23 protein-coding genes are annotated in these 17,820 nt (G+C 66.8%); 6 read left to right on the top strand and 17 right to left on the bottom strand.

From position 1 onward, the window contains the following. Positions 1–52: 52 nt before the first annotated feature. Positions 53–619: a ubiquinol-cytochrome c reductase iron-sulfur subunit gene (petA, locus tag V2B31_RS17805; protein WP_328281062.1), complete on the bottom strand. Its 567-nt coding sequence runs from the start codon at positions 617–619 to the stop codon at positions 53–55. Between the two features lie 203 nt (positions 620–822). On the opposite strand from petA, the gene V2B31_RS17800 reads away from it, so the two are divergent. Continuing rightward, the gene (locus V2B31_RS17800) at positions 823–1,275 is read left to right on the top strand and encodes a tRNA (cytidine(34)-2'-O)-methyltransferase (RefSeq protein WP_328281059.1); all 453 of its coding nucleotides are present in this window, start codon (positions 823–825) and stop codon (positions 1,273–1,275) included. Positions 1,276–1,289: 14 nt separating this feature from the next. On the opposite strand, the gene V2B31_RS17795 is transcribed toward V2B31_RS17800, so the two are convergent. After that, positions 1,290–2,174 (bottom strand): FkbM family methyltransferase, encoded by an 885-nt coding sequence (locus tag V2B31_RS17795; RefSeq protein ID WP_328281057.1) that lies wholly within the window; start codon positions 2,172–2,174, stop codon positions 1,290–1,292. Between the two features lie 151 nt (positions 2,175–2,325). Between V2B31_RS17795 and hemF the strand changes: the two genes are divergently transcribed. Then, complete coding sequence (gene hemF / locus V2B31_RS17790; RefSeq protein ID WP_328281054.1) at positions 2,326–3,186, top strand: oxygen-dependent coproporphyrinogen oxidase; 861 nt, start codon at positions 2,326–2,328, stop codon at positions 3,184–3,186. Further along, a complete protein-coding gene (locus tag V2B31_RS17785) occupies positions 3,186–3,770 on the top strand; it encodes a GNAT family N-acetyltransferase (RefSeq protein ID WP_328281051.1) in 585 nt (194 codons plus the stop codon). The genes hemF and V2B31_RS17785 overlap by 1 nt, the downstream gene beginning before the upstream one ends. Here the strand turns inward: V2B31_RS17785 and V2B31_RS17780 are convergent, their stop codons facing one another. Next, positions 3,771–4,562, bottom strand: coding sequence for a glycerophosphoryl diester phosphodiesterase membrane domain-containing protein (locus V2B31_RS17780; RefSeq protein ID WP_328281048.1), 792 nt, complete (start codon positions 4,560–4,562; stop codon positions 3,771–3,773). It abuts the gene before it with no gap. Between the two features lie 78 nt (positions 4,563–4,640). Here V2B31_RS17780 and lipB point away from each other — a divergent pair, with 78 nt between their 5' ends. The 3 genes from lipB to V2B31_RS17765 all read left to right on the top strand — a co-directional run bounded on the left by lipB (position 4,641) and on the right by V2B31_RS17765 (position 6,417). Continuing rightward, positions 4,641–5,336 carry a lipoyl(octanoyl) transferase LipB gene (lipB, locus tag V2B31_RS17775; RefSeq protein ID WP_328281044.1) on the top strand — a complete coding sequence of 232 codons (696 nt, stop codon included), beginning with the start codon at positions 4,641–4,643 and terminating at the stop codon, positions 5,334–5,336. Between the two features lie 56 nt (positions 5,337–5,392). Next, on the top strand, positions 5,393–5,656 hold the full coding sequence (locus V2B31_RS17770) for a hypothetical protein (RefSeq protein WP_328281041.1): 264 nt from the start codon (positions 5,393–5,395) through the stop codon (positions 5,654–5,656). A gap of 107 nt (positions 5,657–5,763) precedes the next feature. Then, entirely contained in the window at positions 5,764–6,417 is a 654-nt protein-coding gene (locus V2B31_RS17765) for a hypothetical protein (RefSeq protein ID WP_328281080.1), read from the top strand. Positions 6,418–6,639: 222 nt separating this feature from the next. On the opposite strand, the gene queE is transcribed toward V2B31_RS17765, so the two are convergent. The 14 genes from queE to V2B31_RS17695 form a co-directional block, all read right to left on the bottom strand. Next, a complete protein-coding gene (queE, locus tag V2B31_RS17760; protein ID WP_328281037.1) occupies positions 6,640–7,287 on the bottom strand; it encodes a 7-carboxy-7-deazaguanine synthase in 648 nt (215 codons plus the stop codon). A gap of 12 nt (positions 7,288–7,299) precedes the next feature. Then, positions 7,300–7,995: a 7-cyano-7-deazaguanine synthase QueC gene (queC, locus tag V2B31_RS17755; RefSeq protein WP_328281033.1), complete on the bottom strand. Its 696-nt coding sequence runs from the start codon at positions 7,993–7,995 to the stop codon at positions 7,300–7,302. A 38-nt stretch (positions 7,996–8,033) separates the two neighbouring features. Next, positions 8,034–8,438, bottom strand: a complete 405-nt coding sequence (locus tag V2B31_RS17750) for a DUF3617 domain-containing protein (protein ID WP_328281030.1) — start codon at positions 8,436–8,438, stop codon at positions 8,034–8,036. Between the two features lie 132 nt (positions 8,439–8,570). Continuing rightward, positions 8,571–9,479: an Hsp33 family molecular chaperone HslO gene (gene hslO / locus V2B31_RS17745; RefSeq protein ID WP_328281026.1), complete on the bottom strand. Its 909-nt coding sequence runs from the start codon at positions 9,477–9,479 to the stop codon at positions 8,571–8,573. Positions 9,480–9,575: 96 nt separating this feature from the next. Next, positions 9,576–10,505, bottom strand: coding sequence for an ornithine carbamoyltransferase (argF, locus tag V2B31_RS17740; protein ID WP_328281022.1), 930 nt, complete (start codon positions 10,503–10,505; stop codon positions 9,576–9,578). Between the two features lie 138 nt (positions 10,506–10,643). Beyond that, the gene (locus V2B31_RS17735) at positions 10,644–11,840 is read right to left on the bottom strand and encodes an aspartate aminotransferase family protein (protein WP_328281019.1); all 1,197 of its coding nucleotides are present in this window, start codon (positions 11,838–11,840) and stop codon (positions 10,644–10,646) included. A 136-nt stretch (positions 11,841–11,976) separates the two neighbouring features. Continuing rightward, entirely contained in the window at positions 11,977–12,372 is a 396-nt protein-coding gene (locus tag V2B31_RS17730; protein WP_328281016.1) for a flagellar export chaperone FliS, read from the bottom strand. 17 nt (positions 12,373–12,389) lie between these two features. Further along, positions 12,390–13,805 (bottom strand): flagellar filament capping protein FliD, encoded by a 1,416-nt coding sequence (gene fliD / locus V2B31_RS17725; protein WP_328281013.1) that lies wholly within the window; start codon positions 13,803–13,805, stop codon positions 12,390–12,392. 57 nt (positions 13,806–13,862) lie between these two features. Further along, on the bottom strand, positions 13,863–14,333 hold the full coding sequence (locus V2B31_RS17720; RefSeq protein WP_328281009.1) for a hypothetical protein: 471 nt from the start codon (positions 14,331–14,333) through the stop codon (positions 13,863–13,865). Between the two features lie 106 nt (positions 14,334–14,439). After that, positions 14,440–15,576, bottom strand: a complete 1,137-nt coding sequence (gene flhB, locus V2B31_RS17715) for a flagellar type III secretion system protein FlhB (protein ID WP_328281006.1) — start codon at positions 15,574–15,576, stop codon at positions 14,440–14,442. A gap of 1 nt (position 15,577) precedes the next feature. Next, entirely contained in the window at positions 15,578–16,360 is a 783-nt protein-coding gene (gene fliR, locus V2B31_RS17710; protein WP_328281002.1) for a flagellar biosynthetic protein FliR, read from the bottom strand. After that, on the bottom strand, positions 16,357–16,629 hold the full coding sequence (gene fliQ, locus V2B31_RS17705) for a flagellar biosynthesis protein FliQ (protein WP_328280998.1): 273 nt from the start codon (positions 16,627–16,629) through the stop codon (positions 16,357–16,359). Before fliQ ends, fliR begins: the two co-directional genes overlap by 4 nt. A 98-nt stretch (positions 16,630–16,727) precedes the next feature. Further along, a complete protein-coding gene (gene fliP / locus V2B31_RS17700; protein ID WP_328280994.1) occupies positions 16,728–17,486 on the bottom strand; it encodes a flagellar type III secretion system pore protein FliP in 759 nt (252 codons plus the stop codon). A gap of 46 nt (positions 17,487–17,532) precedes the next feature. Then, the gene (locus V2B31_RS17695) at positions 17,533–17,796 is read right to left on the bottom strand and encodes a FliO/MopB family protein (protein WP_328280989.1); all 264 of its coding nucleotides are present in this window, start codon (positions 17,794–17,796) and stop codon (positions 17,533–17,535) included. Positions 17,797–17,820: the final 24 nt, after the last annotated feature.

Here is a 17,820-nt window from a genome sequence, read left to right as displayed (position 1 = left end):
GGATGCTTGGGGGTATAATGTTCAGCCCATGGAAAGCTCATGACGGTCCCCCTCAGCCCACGAGAATGGCGGTGTCGGAAGTGAAGCTGAACTTCGGAACTTCCAGATTCTTGGGCGCAGGCCCCTTACGGATGCGGGCGGCGGTGTCGTAGGACGAGCCGTGGCAGGGGCAGAAATAGCCGCCATATTCGCCCTTATTCTCGCCCTCGCCCGCGCCCAGCGGCACGCAGCCGAGGTGGGTGCACACGCCCATCGTGACCAGCCACTGCTTCTTGCCGTCGACGGTGCGCTCTTCCAGCGTCTGCGGATCGCGCAGCGTGGAGGCGTCGACCTTGTCGGCTTCGGCGATTTCCTTGGGGGTCAGCTGCCGCACGAACAGGGGCTGCGAGCGGAAGGTGGTCTTGATCGCCTGCCCCGGCTGGATCGCCGACAGGTCGACCTCGGTCGACGCCAGCGCCAGCACGTCGGCGCTGGGGTTCATCTGGTTGATGAGCGGCAGCGCGACGACGGCCGCGCCGACGCCGGCGAAGCTGACCGCCGCCACATTGATGAAATCACGGCGGCGCACTCCTTCCCCGCCGGAAAGAGCCTGCCCGTCACTATGCTCAACGCTCGCCATGCACCTCTACCCTTGCAAGACTTCCCTGACAGACCGCATTGCCGGCAGCGACTGTGATTATCAAGGGATTTAGGGTACGCCGCAGCGCCCCGCCTTCCCCCTCCGGCGCGGATCGGGGGCCTGATAACCGGGAAGCGCGCGCTTTGCCAACCGCAATCTTGCCCCCACTGTTACAAAAGCCGCCGCTGCCCTATGGCGCGGCCATGCGTATCGCTCTGTATCAGCCCGAAATCGCCGGCAATGTCGGCGCCATCCTGCGCCTCGCCGCCTGCTTCGCGGTGCCGGTGGACATCATCATGCCGACCGGATTCGCCTTTTCCGACGCACGCCTCAAACGCGCGGCGATGGATTATGGCGCGGCGGCGGACGTCACCCGCCACGCCAATTTCGCGGCTTTTGACGCAGTGCGGCGCGCGGAAGGCCGCCGCCTGCTGCTGCTGAGCGCCCATGCCTCGCAACGCCTGCCGGAGGTCCGCTTCTTGGAGAACGACGTGCTGCTGATGGGATCGGAAAGCGCCGGCGTCCCGCCCGAGGTCCGCGACCTCGCCGACATCCGCATCCCGATGGCGCCGGGCTTCCGCTCGCTCAACGTCGCGGTCTCGACCGGCATCGCCGTCGCCGAAGCGCTGCGCCAGACCGACGGCTTTCCCGGCTGACCGATTCGGGCGGATCAGCGCCGCAGCAGCAGCATCCATTCCTCTTCCGCGGGCGCGGCCAGCAGAGCTTCGCGCGTCGCCGGGACGACCCCCTTGGTCATATGGATCCGCGCCAGCGAGAAACCGGGCGCGAGCAGCCGGTTGAGGAAAGCGGCCGGATCGGGATAGCGGCACCCGGCCCATTCCATCGCCACCGTGCGCAGCGCATCGCCCGCCAGCATCCCCGCCATGCCTTCCCAGATCGCCGGCTCGCTGCCCTCCGCGTCGATCTTGACGAAGGCGACCCGCATCGCGTCGGGATGCTGATCCAGACGGCGCGTGCTGAGCGGCACCGCCAACCCATATCCTTGGTGCGGCACGATCGACACGAACGCCCCGCCCGCCTGGTCGGGATTGGCATAGAGCGTCACCGGCCAGCCATCGTCCGCACCCAGCGGATCGGGTTCATGCGACACGATCGGCTCGAACCCGTTGGCATGCAGGCTCCGCCGCAGCAGCCCCGCAAGCTGCGGATTGGGCTCGAACGACAGCACCTTGCCCGATGACCCGACGAGGTCCGCCATCAGCAGCGTGAAATAGCCCAGATTGGCCCCGACATCGGCAACCACCATGCCCGGCTTCACCGTCCGCGCGATCTCCTCCGACAACCCCAATTCCCAATAGCCGTCCATCATCAGGTGGACCGAAATCGCATAGTCGCTGGGATCGACATACATCTTGTACCGCCCCAGCACCCGCGTCACCGCCAACCGATCGCCGATCGTGACTGTGCGGCAGAGGGAGCGGACCCGGTGCCTTGTCACGAACCGGTCGCCACGGCCCAGCATCCCGAACAGCTGCCGGCGGCCGAGCAGCGTAGGGTTCAGCCAGTGTCGCAGCCGGGCGAGCCAGTGGATCATGGATGCTGCATTCCTTTTCTGCGGCTGGCGCTTCTAGGACCAGAAGGCGGCGCGAGGGTCAATGACAGATTGTCCCAAGCCCTCCGGCCCCCTTGCAACTTGGCGCTGCGGCGGGCATCGCCCGCTCTGCCCTGTCACCACGGAAAGCGCCATGCTCCACCTCGACCCCCGCCAGCAGGCCGCCCGCGCCTGGTTCGAATCGTTGCGCGACCGCATCTGCGCCGAATTCGAGGCGATCGAGCGCGAAGCCGGCAGCGACGCGCGCTTCGACTATATCGCCTGGGACCGCGAGGCCGAAGGGCAGGAACCCGGGGAAGGGGGCGGCGGCGTCCGGGGCGTCATGAAGGGCAAGATTTTCGAGAAGGTCGGCGTCAACGTCTCGACCGTGGGCGGCGAGTTCGCGCCCCAATTCGCCCAGACCATCCATGGCGCGGCCGAAGATCCCAGCTTCTTCGCCACCGGCATCAGCCTGGTCGCCCATATGGCGAACCCGCATGTGCCCGCCGTCCACATGAATACCCGCTATCTCGTCACCACCAAAAGCTGGTTCGGCGGCGGCGCGGACCTCAATCCCCCGCTGCCGCGCGAGGAGGACACGGCGCATTTCCATGCCGTGCTGAAATCCGCATGCGACGCCCATGACCCGGATCATTATCCCCGGTTCAAGGCGTGGGCGGACGACTATTTCTTCATCCCCCATCGCGGCGTCCATCGCGGCGTCGGCGGCATCTTCTACGACCATCTCGAATGCCCCGACGACGCAGCCTTTGAAGCGAACTTCGCCTTTACCCGCGCGGTCGGCGACGCCTTTCTCGACGCCTTCCCGCCGATTGTGCGCCGCCGCATGGGCGAGCCATGGAGCGACGCGGATTATGCGACGATGCTCGAATGGCGCGGGCGCTATGCCGAATTCAACCTGGTGCATGACCGGGGCACGCTCTTTGGACTCAAGACCGGCGGCAATATCGACGCGATCCTGATGAGCCTCCCGCCGATGGCGAGCTGGAGCTGATGCCGCTCACCCCTGTCGAGCCGGGCATGGTGGCGACGGTCGTCACCCACCTCGAAATGCGCGATCGCCCCCGCCTCGCGCCGGTCCCGCCCGCGCCGCTGCGGCTGGTGCCATGGAAGACGCCCGATCTTGCCGCCTATCGCACCCTGTTCCGCCGCGTCGGCGCGCCCTGGCTCTGGTTCTCGCGGCTGGTGATGGCCGACGATGCGCTCGCCGCCATCCTCCACGACCCGGCGGTGGAGGTCTATGCCGTCACCGACCCGCGCGGCACCGAGGTCGGCCTCCTCGAACTGGATTTCCGCGCGCTGCCCGATTGCGAACTGAGCTTCTTCGGCCTCGTCCCCGAACTCGCGGGCAAGGGGCTCGGCCGCTGGCTGATGGCGCAGGCGAAGGCTTTGGCCTGGCGCAAGGGGGTGGAGCGCTTCTGGGTCCACACCTGCACCCTCGACAGCCCAGCAGCGCTAGGCTTCTATGTGAAGTCCGGCTTCGTGCCCTTCGCCCGCGAAGTCGAAATCTTCGCCGATCCGCGCCTCGCGGGCATATTGCCCCGCGACGCCGCGCCCCATGCTCCCGTGCTGGAGTAGTCAGCCCGCCGCCTGCCGGTAGAGGCGCGCCAGCATCACCAGCATATAGACCTGCACGATGCTCGACACGATCGCGCCCGCGATCCCGCCCGCCAGCCGCGCGTCCTCCGCCCCGCCGACCAGGCTGCCGAGCAGCCCGAACACCAGCTGCGCGGCGGATGCAGCCACGGCCGACAGCAGCATGATGATGATGATGAAGCCCAGCAGCCGCCAGAAATGCCCCTGCGTCAGCGCCCAGGCGCGGCGCAGCGACTCCCTCACGCCGCCCCGCCCGTCGATCACCACCGGGTTCAGCAGCACCAGCCGGATGCTGGCATAGATCATCCCGCCGATCGCCGCCGTGCCCGCGATCAGCCCGATCAGCGCACCGGCCGCCTTGGACAGCGAGGCGACGAGCCCGCCGACCAGCGCGATCGCGATCATCCCGATCACGAACGCGACGACCACAAGCGCCGCCGTCCCCAGCAACACCGGCAGCCGCGCAAGGCTGAGCCGCAGCGCTTCGCCGACGCTGATCCCCGGCCGCAGCGCCAGCGCGAACAAGGCCAGCGACCCGAACCAGACGAGGATGACCGTCAGCAGCATCGCCAGTCCGAAGCCGGGCGGCATGGCGGGAATCGCATCCATGTTTGGCTTGGCGAACCAGGCCTGCAACTCGGGCGGCGTCATTTCCTGAAGGACAAGACCGGGCAGCGCCACGAACAGCAGCACGACCGGAAACAGCAGCGCCGCCTCCCGCGCGACGAAGGCGACCGTTTCCTCCCACGCCTTGCCGATCGACATCGTCGCCATATCTTTGCTGCCTGCTTTGTTGCCGGGAAATGCGGGCCGAGACTTGATCGCTCGCCGCGCCCAAGTCAAGGAAACCGCATGACCGCTCCCCCGCCCTTCCCCGCCAGCGTCGAATGGCGCGTATCGGATGCGCCGGTCGCCTATCCGCACGCGCTCGCCGACATGGAGGCCCGCGCCGCCGCCATCCATGCGGGCGAGGCGGGCGAGCGCGTCTGGCTGCTCGAACATCCCCCGCTCTACACCGCCGGCACCAGCGCCGATCCCGCCGAGCTGATCGACCGCCGCTTCCCGGTGTTCGATGCCGGGCGCGGCGGGCGCTACACCTATCATGGACCGGGGCAGCGCATCGGCTATCTCAACATCGACCTCGGCCAACGCGGCAAGGACGTTCGCAACTTCGTCCATCATCTCGAAGGCTGGATGATCGACGCGCTCGCCGACCTCGGCATCGCGGCGCGGCGGGCGGAAGGCCGCATCGGCATCTGGACCGACGACAACGACGGACGCGAGGCGAAGATCGGCGCGCTCGGCATCCGGGTGCGGCGCTGGGTGACGCTGCACGGCTTTTCGATCAACGTCGATCCCGACCTCACCCATTTCGGCGGCATCGTGCCCTGCGGCATCAGCGAATTTCCGGTGACGAGCATCGCCGCGCTCGGCGGCCACGCCTCGATGCCGGCGCTGGACGCAGCGCTTGAAGCGCATTTCCCGGCTTTTCTCGCGCGCCTCGGCCGCTGCGGCGGGGGACTTGAGACTTGCGCCGCGCCTCGCTAGGTTCCGCGCTTCATTCGCCGGGCGGGGGCTGCCGGGCATATCTCTAGGAGACCCGGATGCGCCTTCCCTTTGCCGTCGCGCTGATCGCCGCCTGCCTGCCGCTTGCCGCCTGCGGGGGCCAGGATAAGGGCAGCACGAAAGTGCAGATGAAGGATATGGAAGTGGTGGACGGCACCGCGACCGACGCCATGACCGATCTCGACGGCGTCCAGAGCGAAGGCACCGCCGTCGCCCTTCCCGGCAATGCGTCGGGCAACAGCAGCGCCCCCGCGCCAGCCCCGGAAAGGCCCGCCGACGCCGAAGTCGTCGCCGACCAATAAGCGTTCAGCAGCGATACAGCGGCACGACAGCATCGATGCTCGTTCCGCGCCACGTCAAAGAGGCATTTGTGACCCGTTTTCCTCTCCCTCTGCGTCGCACCGCCGCCATGGTGCTGGCCGGCGCGGCGCTCGCGGCGCAGCCCGCCGCCGCGCAGTTCTTCTGGTCGCCGCCTGACTTCAGCGCCCCGCCGCTGACCGACGCCGCCGCCACGACCGCGCTCGGGATGCCCGGCGCGACCGCAGACGAGATCAAGGCCGGTCTCGCCTGGAACCTGCGCGCCGCACTGAACGTCGCCGCGCTCCAGTGCGATTTCGATCCGACCCTGCTCACCACCAGCAACTATAACGCGATGATCGCCCATCATGACGCGGAGCTGGACGCCGCGCAGGCAACGATCCTTGCCTATTTCCAGCGCACGGCGGGCAAGGGCAAAGCGGGCCAGTCGGCGTCCGACATGTATAACACCCGCATCTATTCCAGCTATTCGACGGTGCAGGCGCAAAAGGGCTTCTGCCAGCTATCCGCAAAGGTCGGCCGCGACGCGATCTTCGCCGATCGCGGCATGCTGCACGACGTCGCGCGCAAGGGGCTGGGATCGATCAGGAAATCGACGATCGCGGCCGGCGAGCAATATTATGGCACGCCCGGCTACGACTATGCGCTCGCTCTCCCGTCCTTCGATCCCAAATGCTGGAAGAAGGGCGCGCTGCTGCCGGTCTGCCAGCAGGCTTACAACGACCGGGTCGGCATCAAGCCATAGCGGCCTTCAGCATTGCCTGTTCAACTCAAGCCGTTCGTGCTGAGTAGGGACTGAGCCTGCCGAAGTTGAGCAGGTCGGATCGTCCCCCGGACGATCCTGAACCATCTGGGGGATGGTTCACCTGCTCAAGTATCGAAGCATCTGTCCTTCGATACGCCATTTCGACAAGCTCAATGGCTACTCAGGACGAACGGAGGTGGATCAGGCTTAACGCGATTTTCCTCAGCGCAGCCCCAGATATTTATGCGCCTGCACCGTCAAGCGCCATTGCGGCCGGTCCATGACCAGCGCGATCGCGGCGCGGGCATTGTCGGCGGCATGGGCGTTATCGAGCGGCTGGATCAGATGATGGGCAAAGGCCCAGCCCGCCATGGCGTCCACTTGCCCGACACTATGCCCCCCGCCCGGCTGAGGCCACACCAGCTTCAGTTCGTCGCCCGACTGCTGGACGACCACGCTCCCCGCCTTGGGGCTGATGCAGACCCAGTCGATCCCCGGATGCGCCGCGATCGTGCCATTGCTCTCGATCGCGATGGTAAAGCCCCGCGCGTGGAGCGCATCGACCAGCGCATCGTCCACCTGCAACATCGGCTCGCCGCCGGTCAGCACGATGTAGCGCCCCTCTGCCCCCGCGCCCCAGTAGCCCAGCGCCGCGTCGGCCAGCGCATCGGCATCGGCGAAGCGCCCGCCGCCCAGCCCATCGGTGCCGACGAAATCGGTGTCGCAGAAACGGCACACGGCGGTCGCGCGGTCCTGCTCGCGCCCGCTCCACAGGTTGCAGCCGGCAAAGCGCAGGAACACCGCGCGCCGCCCCGCCTGCACCCCTTCGCCCTGGAGGGTCAGGAACATCTCCTTGACCGCATAGCTCATCGCCCGTGCCTTTCAGGGCCGCGTCGCATAGACGGTGGGATCGGGCAAGCCCGCTTCCTCGAACCCCTTGGACCGCAGCCGGCAGCTGTCGCAGAGGCCGCAATGCTTGCCCTCGGGCGTGGGGTCGTAGCAGGACCAGCTCACCCCGGCGTCGAGCCCCAGCCGGTCGGCTTCGCGCACGATGTCGGCCTTGCTCATATATTGCAGCGGCGTGTTGATGCGGATCGGATGGCCCTCGACCCCCGCCTTGGTCGCCAGCGTCGCCATCGTCTGGAAGGCGTCGATGAATTCCGGGCGGCAATCGGGATAGCCCGAATAGTCGAGCGCATTGACCCCGATATAGATGTCGCTCGCCCCCGCCACTTCGGCAAGGCCCAGCGTCAGCGACAGGAAGATGGTGTTGCGCGCCGGCACATAGGTAACCGGAATGTCGCTGCCCACGCCCGACTTGGGCACGGCGATGTCGGCGGTCAGCGCCGACCCGCCGAAGGCGGTGAGGTCGAGCGGCAGAACGATATGCCGCATGGCGTTGAGCGATTCGGCGACTCGCGCGGCCGCCCTCAGCTCGACGCGATGCCGCTGATTATAATCGATCGACAGCGCCAGGATGCGATAGCCCGCCTCCCGCGCCAGCCCGCCCGCGACCATCGAGTCGAGCCCGCCCGAAAGCAGCACGACGGCGAATTTTCCGTTGTTGTTGGCAACCATGGCGCCCCGCTACCGCTCCAGCCGGGAGAGCGCAAGTTTCACCCCGCGCACGCCCCGACACGCCGCCCCTCGGCCGCGATGGCGAAGGGCGCGCCGCCGGCCACGCCCTGCGTGCGTATCTGCACCAGCCGCGAGGTTTCGACGCGCAGGTCGGTGCGGCCATTGCCGGCCCCGGCGCAATCATAAGTGACCGATACCGCATGGGGGCTGTCACTGACGGTGAAACTGGGGCACAGCGCCTTGCCATGCCGCACCTGGAGCAGTTGGCGCAGGTCGGTGACGCACAGTTTCTGCGTCTCCGCCCCTTCGCCCCGGCCGCGCAGTTCCCATTGGCCCGGCTCCAGCGCAGCCAGCGCCACTGGCGCAGGCGCATTCGCCGCCCCGGCACTCGCCGCCATGAACAACGCCATCGCGGCGCCCGATGCACGCGCAATTCCCGTCATTTCGATAAGCCCCACATTGCCGGCAGCATCACGCGCCGTCAGCCCGCCTCCTGCCTTACAATTGCGGCAGCTTCATAGCGGAAACGGCACGGCCTGCCTCAATTACAAATATCGTTAGGTGCGCGGCCGACTTCAATGGGTGACGAAACTGTCCAGCGCGATCGGGAAGATGCGCGCGCAAAAGGCGCAATCGACCGCGATCACCCCCTGATCGTCCGCCATGTCGGCGCGCTGATCGGCCGGGAAGCGGCCGATGACGTCGCGGATATGCGCCAGGTCGCAACGGCATCCCTTCGCCAGCGGGGCGGTCTCGGTGACGCGCACTTCCTCTTCTTCATGGAACAGCCGCCACAGGATGTCGGCCAGCGGCAGGTCCGCGTCGGTCAGTTCCTCGCTTTTCAATGTCTCGGCCAACACCTGCACATGCTCCCACTCAGGATGGTCGTGGCGGACATGCAGCCGCTCGCGCCCCACCTCGCCCTCGGGCAGATGCTGGAGCAGCAGCCCCGCCGCGACGCAGCGCCCGTCTTCGCCATGATGGGTCGCGATGCGGATCAGGCTCGGTATCTGCTCCGACTGGAAGAAATAATGCTCGGCCGCATCCGCCAGCGATTCGCCCTCCAGCGGCACGATCCCCTGATAGCGTTCGCCGGTCACGGCCTGGTCGAAGGTGATGGCGAGATAGCCCTTGCCGAACAGCCCGAACAGCGACGGATCCGGCCCCAGCTCCGCCAGCCGGTCGGCATCGAACTGGGCGTAGCCGCGCAGCGCGCCATTCTTGTAATCGGCGACGAGCAGGCGGACGACCCCATTCTCGGTCTGCGCCTGCAAGGTCAGCTGCCCGCCCTCGCCCTTCAGCGTGCTGCCCAGCAACGCCGCCAGCACCAGCGCCGACGCCAGCAGCCGCTCGATCGCGGGCGGGTAGGCATGGGCGGCCAGCACCTGGTCGAGCACCGGCCCCAGCCGCACCAGCCGCCCGCGCGCATGACGCTGTGTGATGGTGAAGCCAAGGGCCTGGTCGAGATGGGGGGCAGTCGTCACGTCACGGCTCCGATGATCCGGCGCGGCGAGCACCAGAACGGGTTGAGCATCCAGCGATGCGGGCAGGCGACCTAGATAGGTGGCCCGCCCGAAATCTCAACCGAGCCGCCCCAGCGCCCAGAGCAGCACCGATTTCTGCGCATGGATGCGGTTCTCCGCCTCGTCCCAGATCAGCGACTGCGGCCCGTCGATCACCGCTTCCGCCACCTCCTCGCCGCGATGCGCGGGCAGACAGTGGAGGAACTTCGCTCCTGGCTTGGCCCGTGCCATCAGGTCGGACGTCACCTGATAGGGCATCATCGCCGCCAGCTTCTCCTCGGCATGGGCCTGCCCCATCGAGATCCAGGTATCGGTGACGACGACATCCGCCCCCGCCACCGCCTCTGAGGCATCGCGCGTCAGGGTGATGGCCGCGCCCGCCGCCCGCGCCGCCTCGGCAAAGGCCGGGTCGGGCTCATAACCCTGCGGCACGCCGACGCGCACATCGAACTTGAGCAGCCCCGCCGCCTCGATGATCGAATGCAGCACATTATTGCCATCGCCGAGCCATGCCCATTGGCTGCCCGGCAGCGCCACCCCATGCTCCACCACCGTCAGCAGGTCGGCGACGATCTGACACGGATGCGACAGGTCGGTGAGGCCATTGATGACCGGGACCGTGGCATGATGCGCCATCTCCTCGATCTTGGCATGATCGTCGGTGCGGATCATGATCGCATCGACCATGCGGGAGAGGACGCGCGCCGTATCGGCGATGCTCTCCCCGCGCCCCAACTGGCTGGTCGCGCCATCCAGGATCAGCGACGTGCCGCCAAGCTGACGGATCGCCATGTCGAAGCTGACGCGGGTGCGCGTCGAATTCTTCTCGAAGATCATCGCCAGCACATGCCCGGCGAGCGGGGCGTCGGCATCGGCCGCGCCCTTGGGCTTGCCGACGCGCGCGGCCTTCCGGTCGATGGCGTCGGCGATCATCGCGGCGATCGCGTCGCCGCCCGCGTCGGCGAGATTCAGGAAATGCTTGGTCATTCTAACCAACCCCTAACCCGTTCAGCCCTTCGACAAGCTCAGGAGAGCGAAGTCGAAGCCCTGCACTGAGCGAAGCGAAGTGACCTCCCTTCGGTCGGTCTGGCCCTTCGACTTCGCTCAGGGCGAACGGTGATTGAACTAAGCCGCCTTCGCCTCCGCGAAGCTCCGCGCGCCGGCGGAGATCTTCTCCATGGCTTCCGCGATATGGCTTTCCTCGATGACGAGCGGCGGCAGGATGCGAACCACATTCTGCCCCGCCGACACCGCCAGCAGGCCATGATGGTCGCGCAGATGCGCCACGAAACCGCGCGCGTCATAGGCGTCGTTCATGCGGATGCCGAGCATCAGGCCCATCCCCCGCACATCCTCGAACATGCCGTCATGATTGGGGATGAGCTGCTCCAGCGAGGAGCGCAGGCGCGCGCCCATCGCCTTGACGTTGTCGAGGAAGCCGTCGCCCAGCACCTCGTCCAGCACCGCAAGGCCCACCGCCATGGCGAGCGGATTGCCGCCATAGGTGGACCCGTGCGTCCCGAACACCATGCCCTTGGCCGCGTCCTCCGTCGCAAGGCAGGCGCCGAGCGGGAATCCCGCACCGATCCCCTTGGCGACCGCCATGATATCGGGCGTCACCCCATATTGCTCATGCGCGAAGAAGGTGCCGGTGCGCGCATAGCCGCACTGCACCTCGTCCAGGATCAGCAGCAGGCCCTTCTCGTCGCAGAGCTTACGCAAACCGGTGAGGAACGCTTCCGTCGCCGGCGTCACCCCGCCCTCGCCCTGCACCGGCTCCAGCAGGAAGCCGGCGGTGCTGTCGTCCACCGCAGCGGTCGCCGCCGCCAGATCGTTGAACGGCACCACCTGGAAGCCGGGCAGCAGCGGCTCGAACCCGTCCCGCATCTTGGGCTGGCTGGTGGCGGAGATCGTCCCCAGCGTCCGCCCGTGGAAGGCGTTGTCGAAGCTGATGATCTTGTGCCGGTGCGCTTCGCCATTGGCATAATGGTAGCGGCGCGCGGTCTTGATCGCGCACTCGACCGCTTCCGCGCCCGAATTGGTAAAGAACACCGTATCGGCGAATGTATTATCCACCAGCTTCTGCGCGAATTTCTCGCCCAGCGGCATCCCGTAGAGGTTCGACGTGTGCATCAAAGTCGCGGCCTGATCGGCGATCGCCTTCACCAGCTTCGGATGACCATGGCCCAGCAAATTGACCGCAATCCCGCTCGCGAAATCGAGATAGCGCTCCCCGCGCTCCCCGATCAGATAGCAGCCCTCGCCTCGCACCGGACGCACATCGCACCGGGGGTAAACGGGCATGAGCGGCGTAATCGACATGGGCCTTCCCTTTCGCATGTGGTCCGAAACGCAAAAAGGCGGCCCCCGCCGGGCCGCCTGTTGCGAGCGCCGCCTATACCGATGGCCAGAAGGGCGCGCAACCCCGCTCCGTCAGGCCATCGGGCGCGCCATGGCCTTACCCGATCTGGTTCCAGGCGTCGGCGATTTCGGCGATCATCACGCGCGCCTGATCGACCGGCGCGGCGGAGCGATCCTTCGCCCCCTGCATCAGCAGACGGCGCGCCTCGCGGTAGATTTGGGCGAGGCCCATGGCGATATCGCCGCCCTTGTCATGGTCCAGGCTCGATTCGAGCGCGAACAGGATGGACATGGCGCGCGCTTGCTTGTCCGACACCTTCATGCGATCGCCATTGCGTTCGGCCAGCGCGGCGGCTTCCAGCGCCAGGATCAGCTCGTCGAACAGGATTTTGACGAGAGCATGGGGCGTCGCGCCTTCCGTCCGGCTGCCGCTATGCACCGCCGCATAACGCCGCGCCGCCGTTCCGCCTGCATAGCCCTGATTATAGAACATCGCTTCTTCGTCCCCGGTTAGTCGTCGCTGTTGGTCCACACCTTGATCTGCTGATCGAGGTAGCTTTGCGTCGCCTTGAGCGCGCTGAGGCGCGTTTCCATCGACGCATAAATCTTCGTGAGGCTCGCCTCATAGTCGGTCATCTGGTCATCGAGCTTCTCGAGCTGCCTTGCCAGATCGTCGGCCAGCTCGTCATAGCGCTCCTGCGCCAGCTTGAGCGGCCCGTCATCCTTCTCGATATTGTCGCGCACCTGGTCCATCAGCGAAGCCAGGCCCGGATTGGTCGCGGTGGACGTTGTCGGATTGACCATGTTGGTGACGCCGGCGGGATCATTCTCCATCGCCCGCGCCAGCATCGCGCTGTCGAGGCTCAGCGTCCCGTCGCGGTTGGTGGTGACGCCGATGTCGGCCAGCGTGCGGTAGGTGCCGGTCGATGCGAGCGGGGTCGAGGTGAGCGCCGCCAACTGCTTCTTCATGTCGCGCACGCCCGACACGCCGTTCAGCACGCCGGAATTGGACTGGTCGGTGCCGGTCGCCGTTGCGGTGTTGAGCGCCTTCATCAGCGTATTGTATGCGTCGACAAATTCCTTGAGCAGGTCCGAAAGCCCGGCCGTCGGCTGGCTCATCGACAGAGTGACGGTGGTGCCCGGCGACGCCTTGTTGAGGTCGATCCGCAGATAGGGAATCGCGCCGTCGACGCTGTTGCTCGCATATTCATATTCGACGCCGTCGAGCGTGATCTTGGCGTTCTGCGGGGCCGACGTGCTGCTCATCGTCGCGCTGTCCGCGCCGTTCCAGGCGAGGCCCGCCAGCACGCTGCCGCCCGCCGCGCCTGACACGCTGAGGCTGAAGTCATTATCCGCGCCGGTCTCGCCCTTGAAGACGAGGCGCGTGCCGCTCGCGTCGGTCACGACCCGCGCGGTGACGCCGGTACCCGACGCATTCACGGCGGCGGCAAGGCCGGCATAGCTGTTGTTGGTCGAATCGATCGTGATCGTCTTGGTCGCGCCGCCCTCGGTCGTGATGGTGATGCTGCCGGTGCCGACCGGGCTGGTTCCGGTCGCGCCGGCGGTGGCGCTGCTGTTGAGCACGCGGCCGGTCGCGAGCTGCTCGACGGTCAGCTGCGCCGGCAGGCCCTGCGGCGTGCCGCCGCTCAGCAGGCTGACGCTGGCGATGCTCGCATCGTTGCTGTTGGGGGTGCCGGTATAGGCGGCGTCGGACAGCACGGCGGTCAGCGCATCGGCGAAGGTATCGAGCGAGCCGACGGCGGACGCGAGCGCGGAAATGCGCGCGCTGTTGAGCGACTGGCGGCTGGTGATCGCGCCTTCCTTGGGTTCGCGCGTCGCCTGGACCAGGCTCGCCACGAGCGAGGCGGTATCGATGCCCGATCCCGCGCCCAGCGACGTCAAGATGCTGCTGCCTACCGAAGTCATGGACCGTCCTTTCAAGAGGGTAGAACGGCCCTAACGCCAAGACCTTTAGGAATGATTTTACCCCGCCGCAGCGCCGCTCGCCGACGCGACGATCTGCTCCACCGTGCCGCGCGCCAGATGCGCCTGCGCCCCATGGGCATAGGCGGCGCGCTCGACGATCCGCTTGGCGACGGCGGCGGCATGTTCGACCGCTTCCTTGCTGGCGGGCGGCAGCGGCACAATCACGATCGGGCGCGGGATCAGGGCGTCGACAGCATCGGCGGCTCCCTGCACATCGGCGCGGCCGGCGCTCAGGTCCGCCAATATCTCGGCGATGCGGGCATGGACCTCGACATATTCGGCGACGCTCGCGAGTTCCTGGGCCGCGTCGGGTTGCTGGGGCGGCTCTGCACCCCTGCGCCCGTCGCGGGTCAGCGCGTCATTAGCGCGGCTGGCGGCCACCGGCTGAACCGCAGCCGCAGAGGATGGCGCGCGCACGACCGAGCGGTCGACCGGCGTCAACTCAGCACGAGAAACAACATTGTCCATGGCGCATCACCATCCTGCGTCCCCAAGGACAGAGAACGGACGCGCGCCGCCCGACTTTAATCTTTTCTTCAAAAATTTTTCGCGGCAGCCTTAATGGCTGACAAAGCTACATCTTTTTCCCATCCGCATCGAACCGCATGTCGTCCGGCACGGTGATGAACGGCCGGTCGAGTTCGCTCGCCATCCGGTTTTCGACGCGGAAGACGAAGGCCAGCACCGTCGCCACCGCCATGTACAGCCCCTCATTGACGATCTGCCCGGCGCGGCTGGTGAAATAGATGGCGCGGGCGAGTTCGGGATATTGGAGGACAGTGACGCCGTTCGTATCCGCCAGCTCGCGGATCGCCGCCGCGATCGCGTCGCATCCGCGCGCGACCACCACCGGCGCTGCGTCCTGCCCCGGCTTGTAGCGGAGCGCCACCGCGAAATGGGTCGGGTTGGTGATGATGACGCTGGCTTCGGCCACCGCCTTGCGGGTCGAACCGCTCAGCACCTCGAACTGGCGGCGGCGGATATGGCCCTTCAGCTCGGGCGAGCCTTCGCTCTCCTTATGCTCGTCCTTCACCTCCTGCTTGCTCATGCCGAGCCGCTTGGCGCGCTGCATGATCTGCGCGGGCACGTCGATCCCCGCGATCAGGAACAGCCCGCCCGCCATCAGCAGGCAGGTGAGGATGAAGAGGTTGCCCAGCTCCGCCATCGCCGGGCCGATGCCCGCCTTGCCCAGCCCGAAAATGTCGGTCAGCCGGTCCCAGATCAGCCACACGCCGATGCTGCCCAGCAACCCCACCTTGGCGATCGACTTCACCAGTTCGATCAGCCCCTGCATCCCGAACATGCGCTTGATGCCCGCCATCGGGTTCATCTTCTCGGGCTTGACCGCGAACGCGCCGGGGCGAAAACCGAGCGACCCCAGCAATGCCGGCGCGGCAATGGCAGCGATGAAGGTCGCCAGCATCACGCCCGCGACCGGCAGAGCGATGCCCGCCAAAAGATCGATCCCGCGCTGCGCGGGCGAGAAATCGACCACATCCTCGCGCCGAAAGCGCAACCCGTCCGCCAGCATGTCCGACAGCGCCTCGATCAGCGACGGGCCGATCACCGCCATGCAGCCGATGCCCGCCATCACCACCATCGCCGTGCCGAGTTCGCGCGACTGGAGGATGTCGCCCTTCTTGGCGGCGTCCTGCAATTTTTTGGGTGTCGGCTTCTCGGTCTTTTCGCCGCCCTCGCTCCCGCCCGCCATGTCAGCGGCCCTCCGAAAGCGAGCGGGCCTGCTCCAGGCCCGCCTTGAGCGCGGCGGTCATGCCCTCCGCCATGATCGGCGCGGCGATGGCGAGCAGCACCAGCCCCGCCATCATCGCCATCGGCATCCCCACGGCGAACAGGTTGAGCGACGGCGCGGCGCGCGCCAGCATCCCCATCACGATCTGCACCAGCACCAGCGCGAAGGCGACCGGCAGCGCCACCGTCACCCCCATGCCGAGCAACGAGCCACCGAACTCGATGACATGCCACACCGCATCGTTCGACAGCAGCGCGCCGCCCGGCGGGATCGCGACATAGCTCTGCACCACGAAGCTCGCGAGCAGCAGATGCCCGTCCATGCCCAGCAGCAGGAAGGTCGCGAGGATCGACAGGAACTGACCCACTACCTGCGTCCCCTGCCCCGACGAGGGATCGATCATCGCCGCGAAGTTGAGGCCCATGGCGTTGCCGATCGTCTCCCCCGCGACGAAGGCGGCGGCATAGCCGATCTGCACCGCAAACCCCATGGCAAGGCCGGCGAGCACTTCGCCTGCGACCAGCATCACGCCTTCGAAGCTGGCGACGCCATCCTGCGGCAGCGCGATCGTCACGCTGTTCAATGCGGCAAGCCCCAGCGCCAGCGCTAAAATCAGCCGCAATTGCAGCGGCACCGCCGGCGCGCCGAACACCGGTGCTGCGATGAACGCCGCGCCCGGCCGGACCATCGCGATCAGCCAGACCCAGAGCTGCGTCTCCACGCCCTGAAAGCCCGGCGCGATCATTGCAGCAGGTCCGGGATGCGCTCGAAAATCTCGCGGGTGAAATCGGCGATCAGCACCATGATCGACCCGCCGAAAATCACCAGCATCCCACCCACCACCAGCAGCTTGGGGATGAAGCTGAGCGTCTGTTCGTTGATCGACGTCGCGGCCTGCACCATGCCGATGACCAGGCCCGCGATCAGCGCCGGGATCAATATGGGCGCGGCCGCCAGCGCCGTGATCCACAGCGCCTGCTGGGCCAGACCCATGAAGAAATCGGCGTTTTCCATCCGGTCGGAACCTCAGTTCCGTTCGCCCTGAGCCTGTCGAAGGGCGCGCGCGCCCTTCGACAGGCTCAGGGCGAACGGTGGAGAGGCGAACCCGACGCTCATGTCGCGAACGACCCCGCCAGACTTCCCATGGTCAGCGCCCAACCATCCACCAGCACGAACAAGAGCAGCTTGAACGGCATGGAAATGATCGTGGGCGAGAGCATCATCATGCCCAGCGCCATCAGCGTCGATGCGACAACCAGGTCGATGATGAGGAACGGCAGGAAGATCATGAAGCCGATCTGGAACGCGGTCTTGAGTTCGCTGGTGACGAAGGCCGGCAGCAGGATCGAGAAGGGAATGTCGGCGGACGTGCGGAAGGCGGGCGCTTCGGCGAGATTGGCGAACAGCTTGAGGTCGCTTTCGCGCGTCTGCTTGGTCATGAAGCCGTGCAGCACCTTGCCCGATCGGCCGACCGCTTCCTCGATGCTGATCTGCCCCTTGCCATAGGGGTCGAACGCCTGCGCGTTGATGGTGTCGATCGCCGGCCGCATCACGAACAGCGACAGGAAGAGCGCAAGGCCGACCAGCACCTGATTGGGCGGCGTCTGCTGCAAGCCGAGCGCCTGGCGCAGCAGCGACAGCACGATGATGATGCGGGTGAAGCTGGTCATCATGAGGATCAGCGACGGCAGCACCGTCAGCAGGCTCATGAGGATCAGGATTTGCAGGCTCAGCGACAGCGAGCGCCCGTCGCCCGACACCTGCCCCAGAGCGCGGCTCAGCGCGCCGCCATTGTCGACCGGCGGCGGCGCGGCGGGCACGGCCTGAGCGAAGGCGGGAACGGCTATCATCAAAAGAAAAAGCACCGTCATTCCCGCGAAGGCGGGAATCCATCTCCCACCTTTGCGCGGAAGCAGGTCAGCGCAGGCGGGCATTGTCGCCTTCCGCGATCTTCTCGATCCGGCCGCGCGTCACCGCGACCAATATCTTCTTTCCCTCGAACTCCACCACGGCGAGCTTGCCGAACGCCCCCATCGGCAACGCCTCAAGCAGTTTCAGCGATCGGTCGCCCTGCCCCGCCATCATGCCGGGCTGATATTTGCGCCACAGCCACAGCGCGCCGAACGCCATGCCGCCCACCAGCGGCAGCAGGATCAGCAGTTTGACGAAATACCAGACCATGGGGAAAGCCCGCCCGCGACTATG

Origin of the sequence: Sphingobium sp., assembly GCF_036170395.1 — a bacterium.
Classification (GTDB): Bacteria; Pseudomonadota; Alphaproteobacteria; order Sphingomonadales; family Sphingomonadaceae; genus Sphingobium.
The sequence above is the reverse complement of the archived record's forward strand: the minus strand, read 5'-3'. Positions and strand labels throughout refer to the sequence as shown.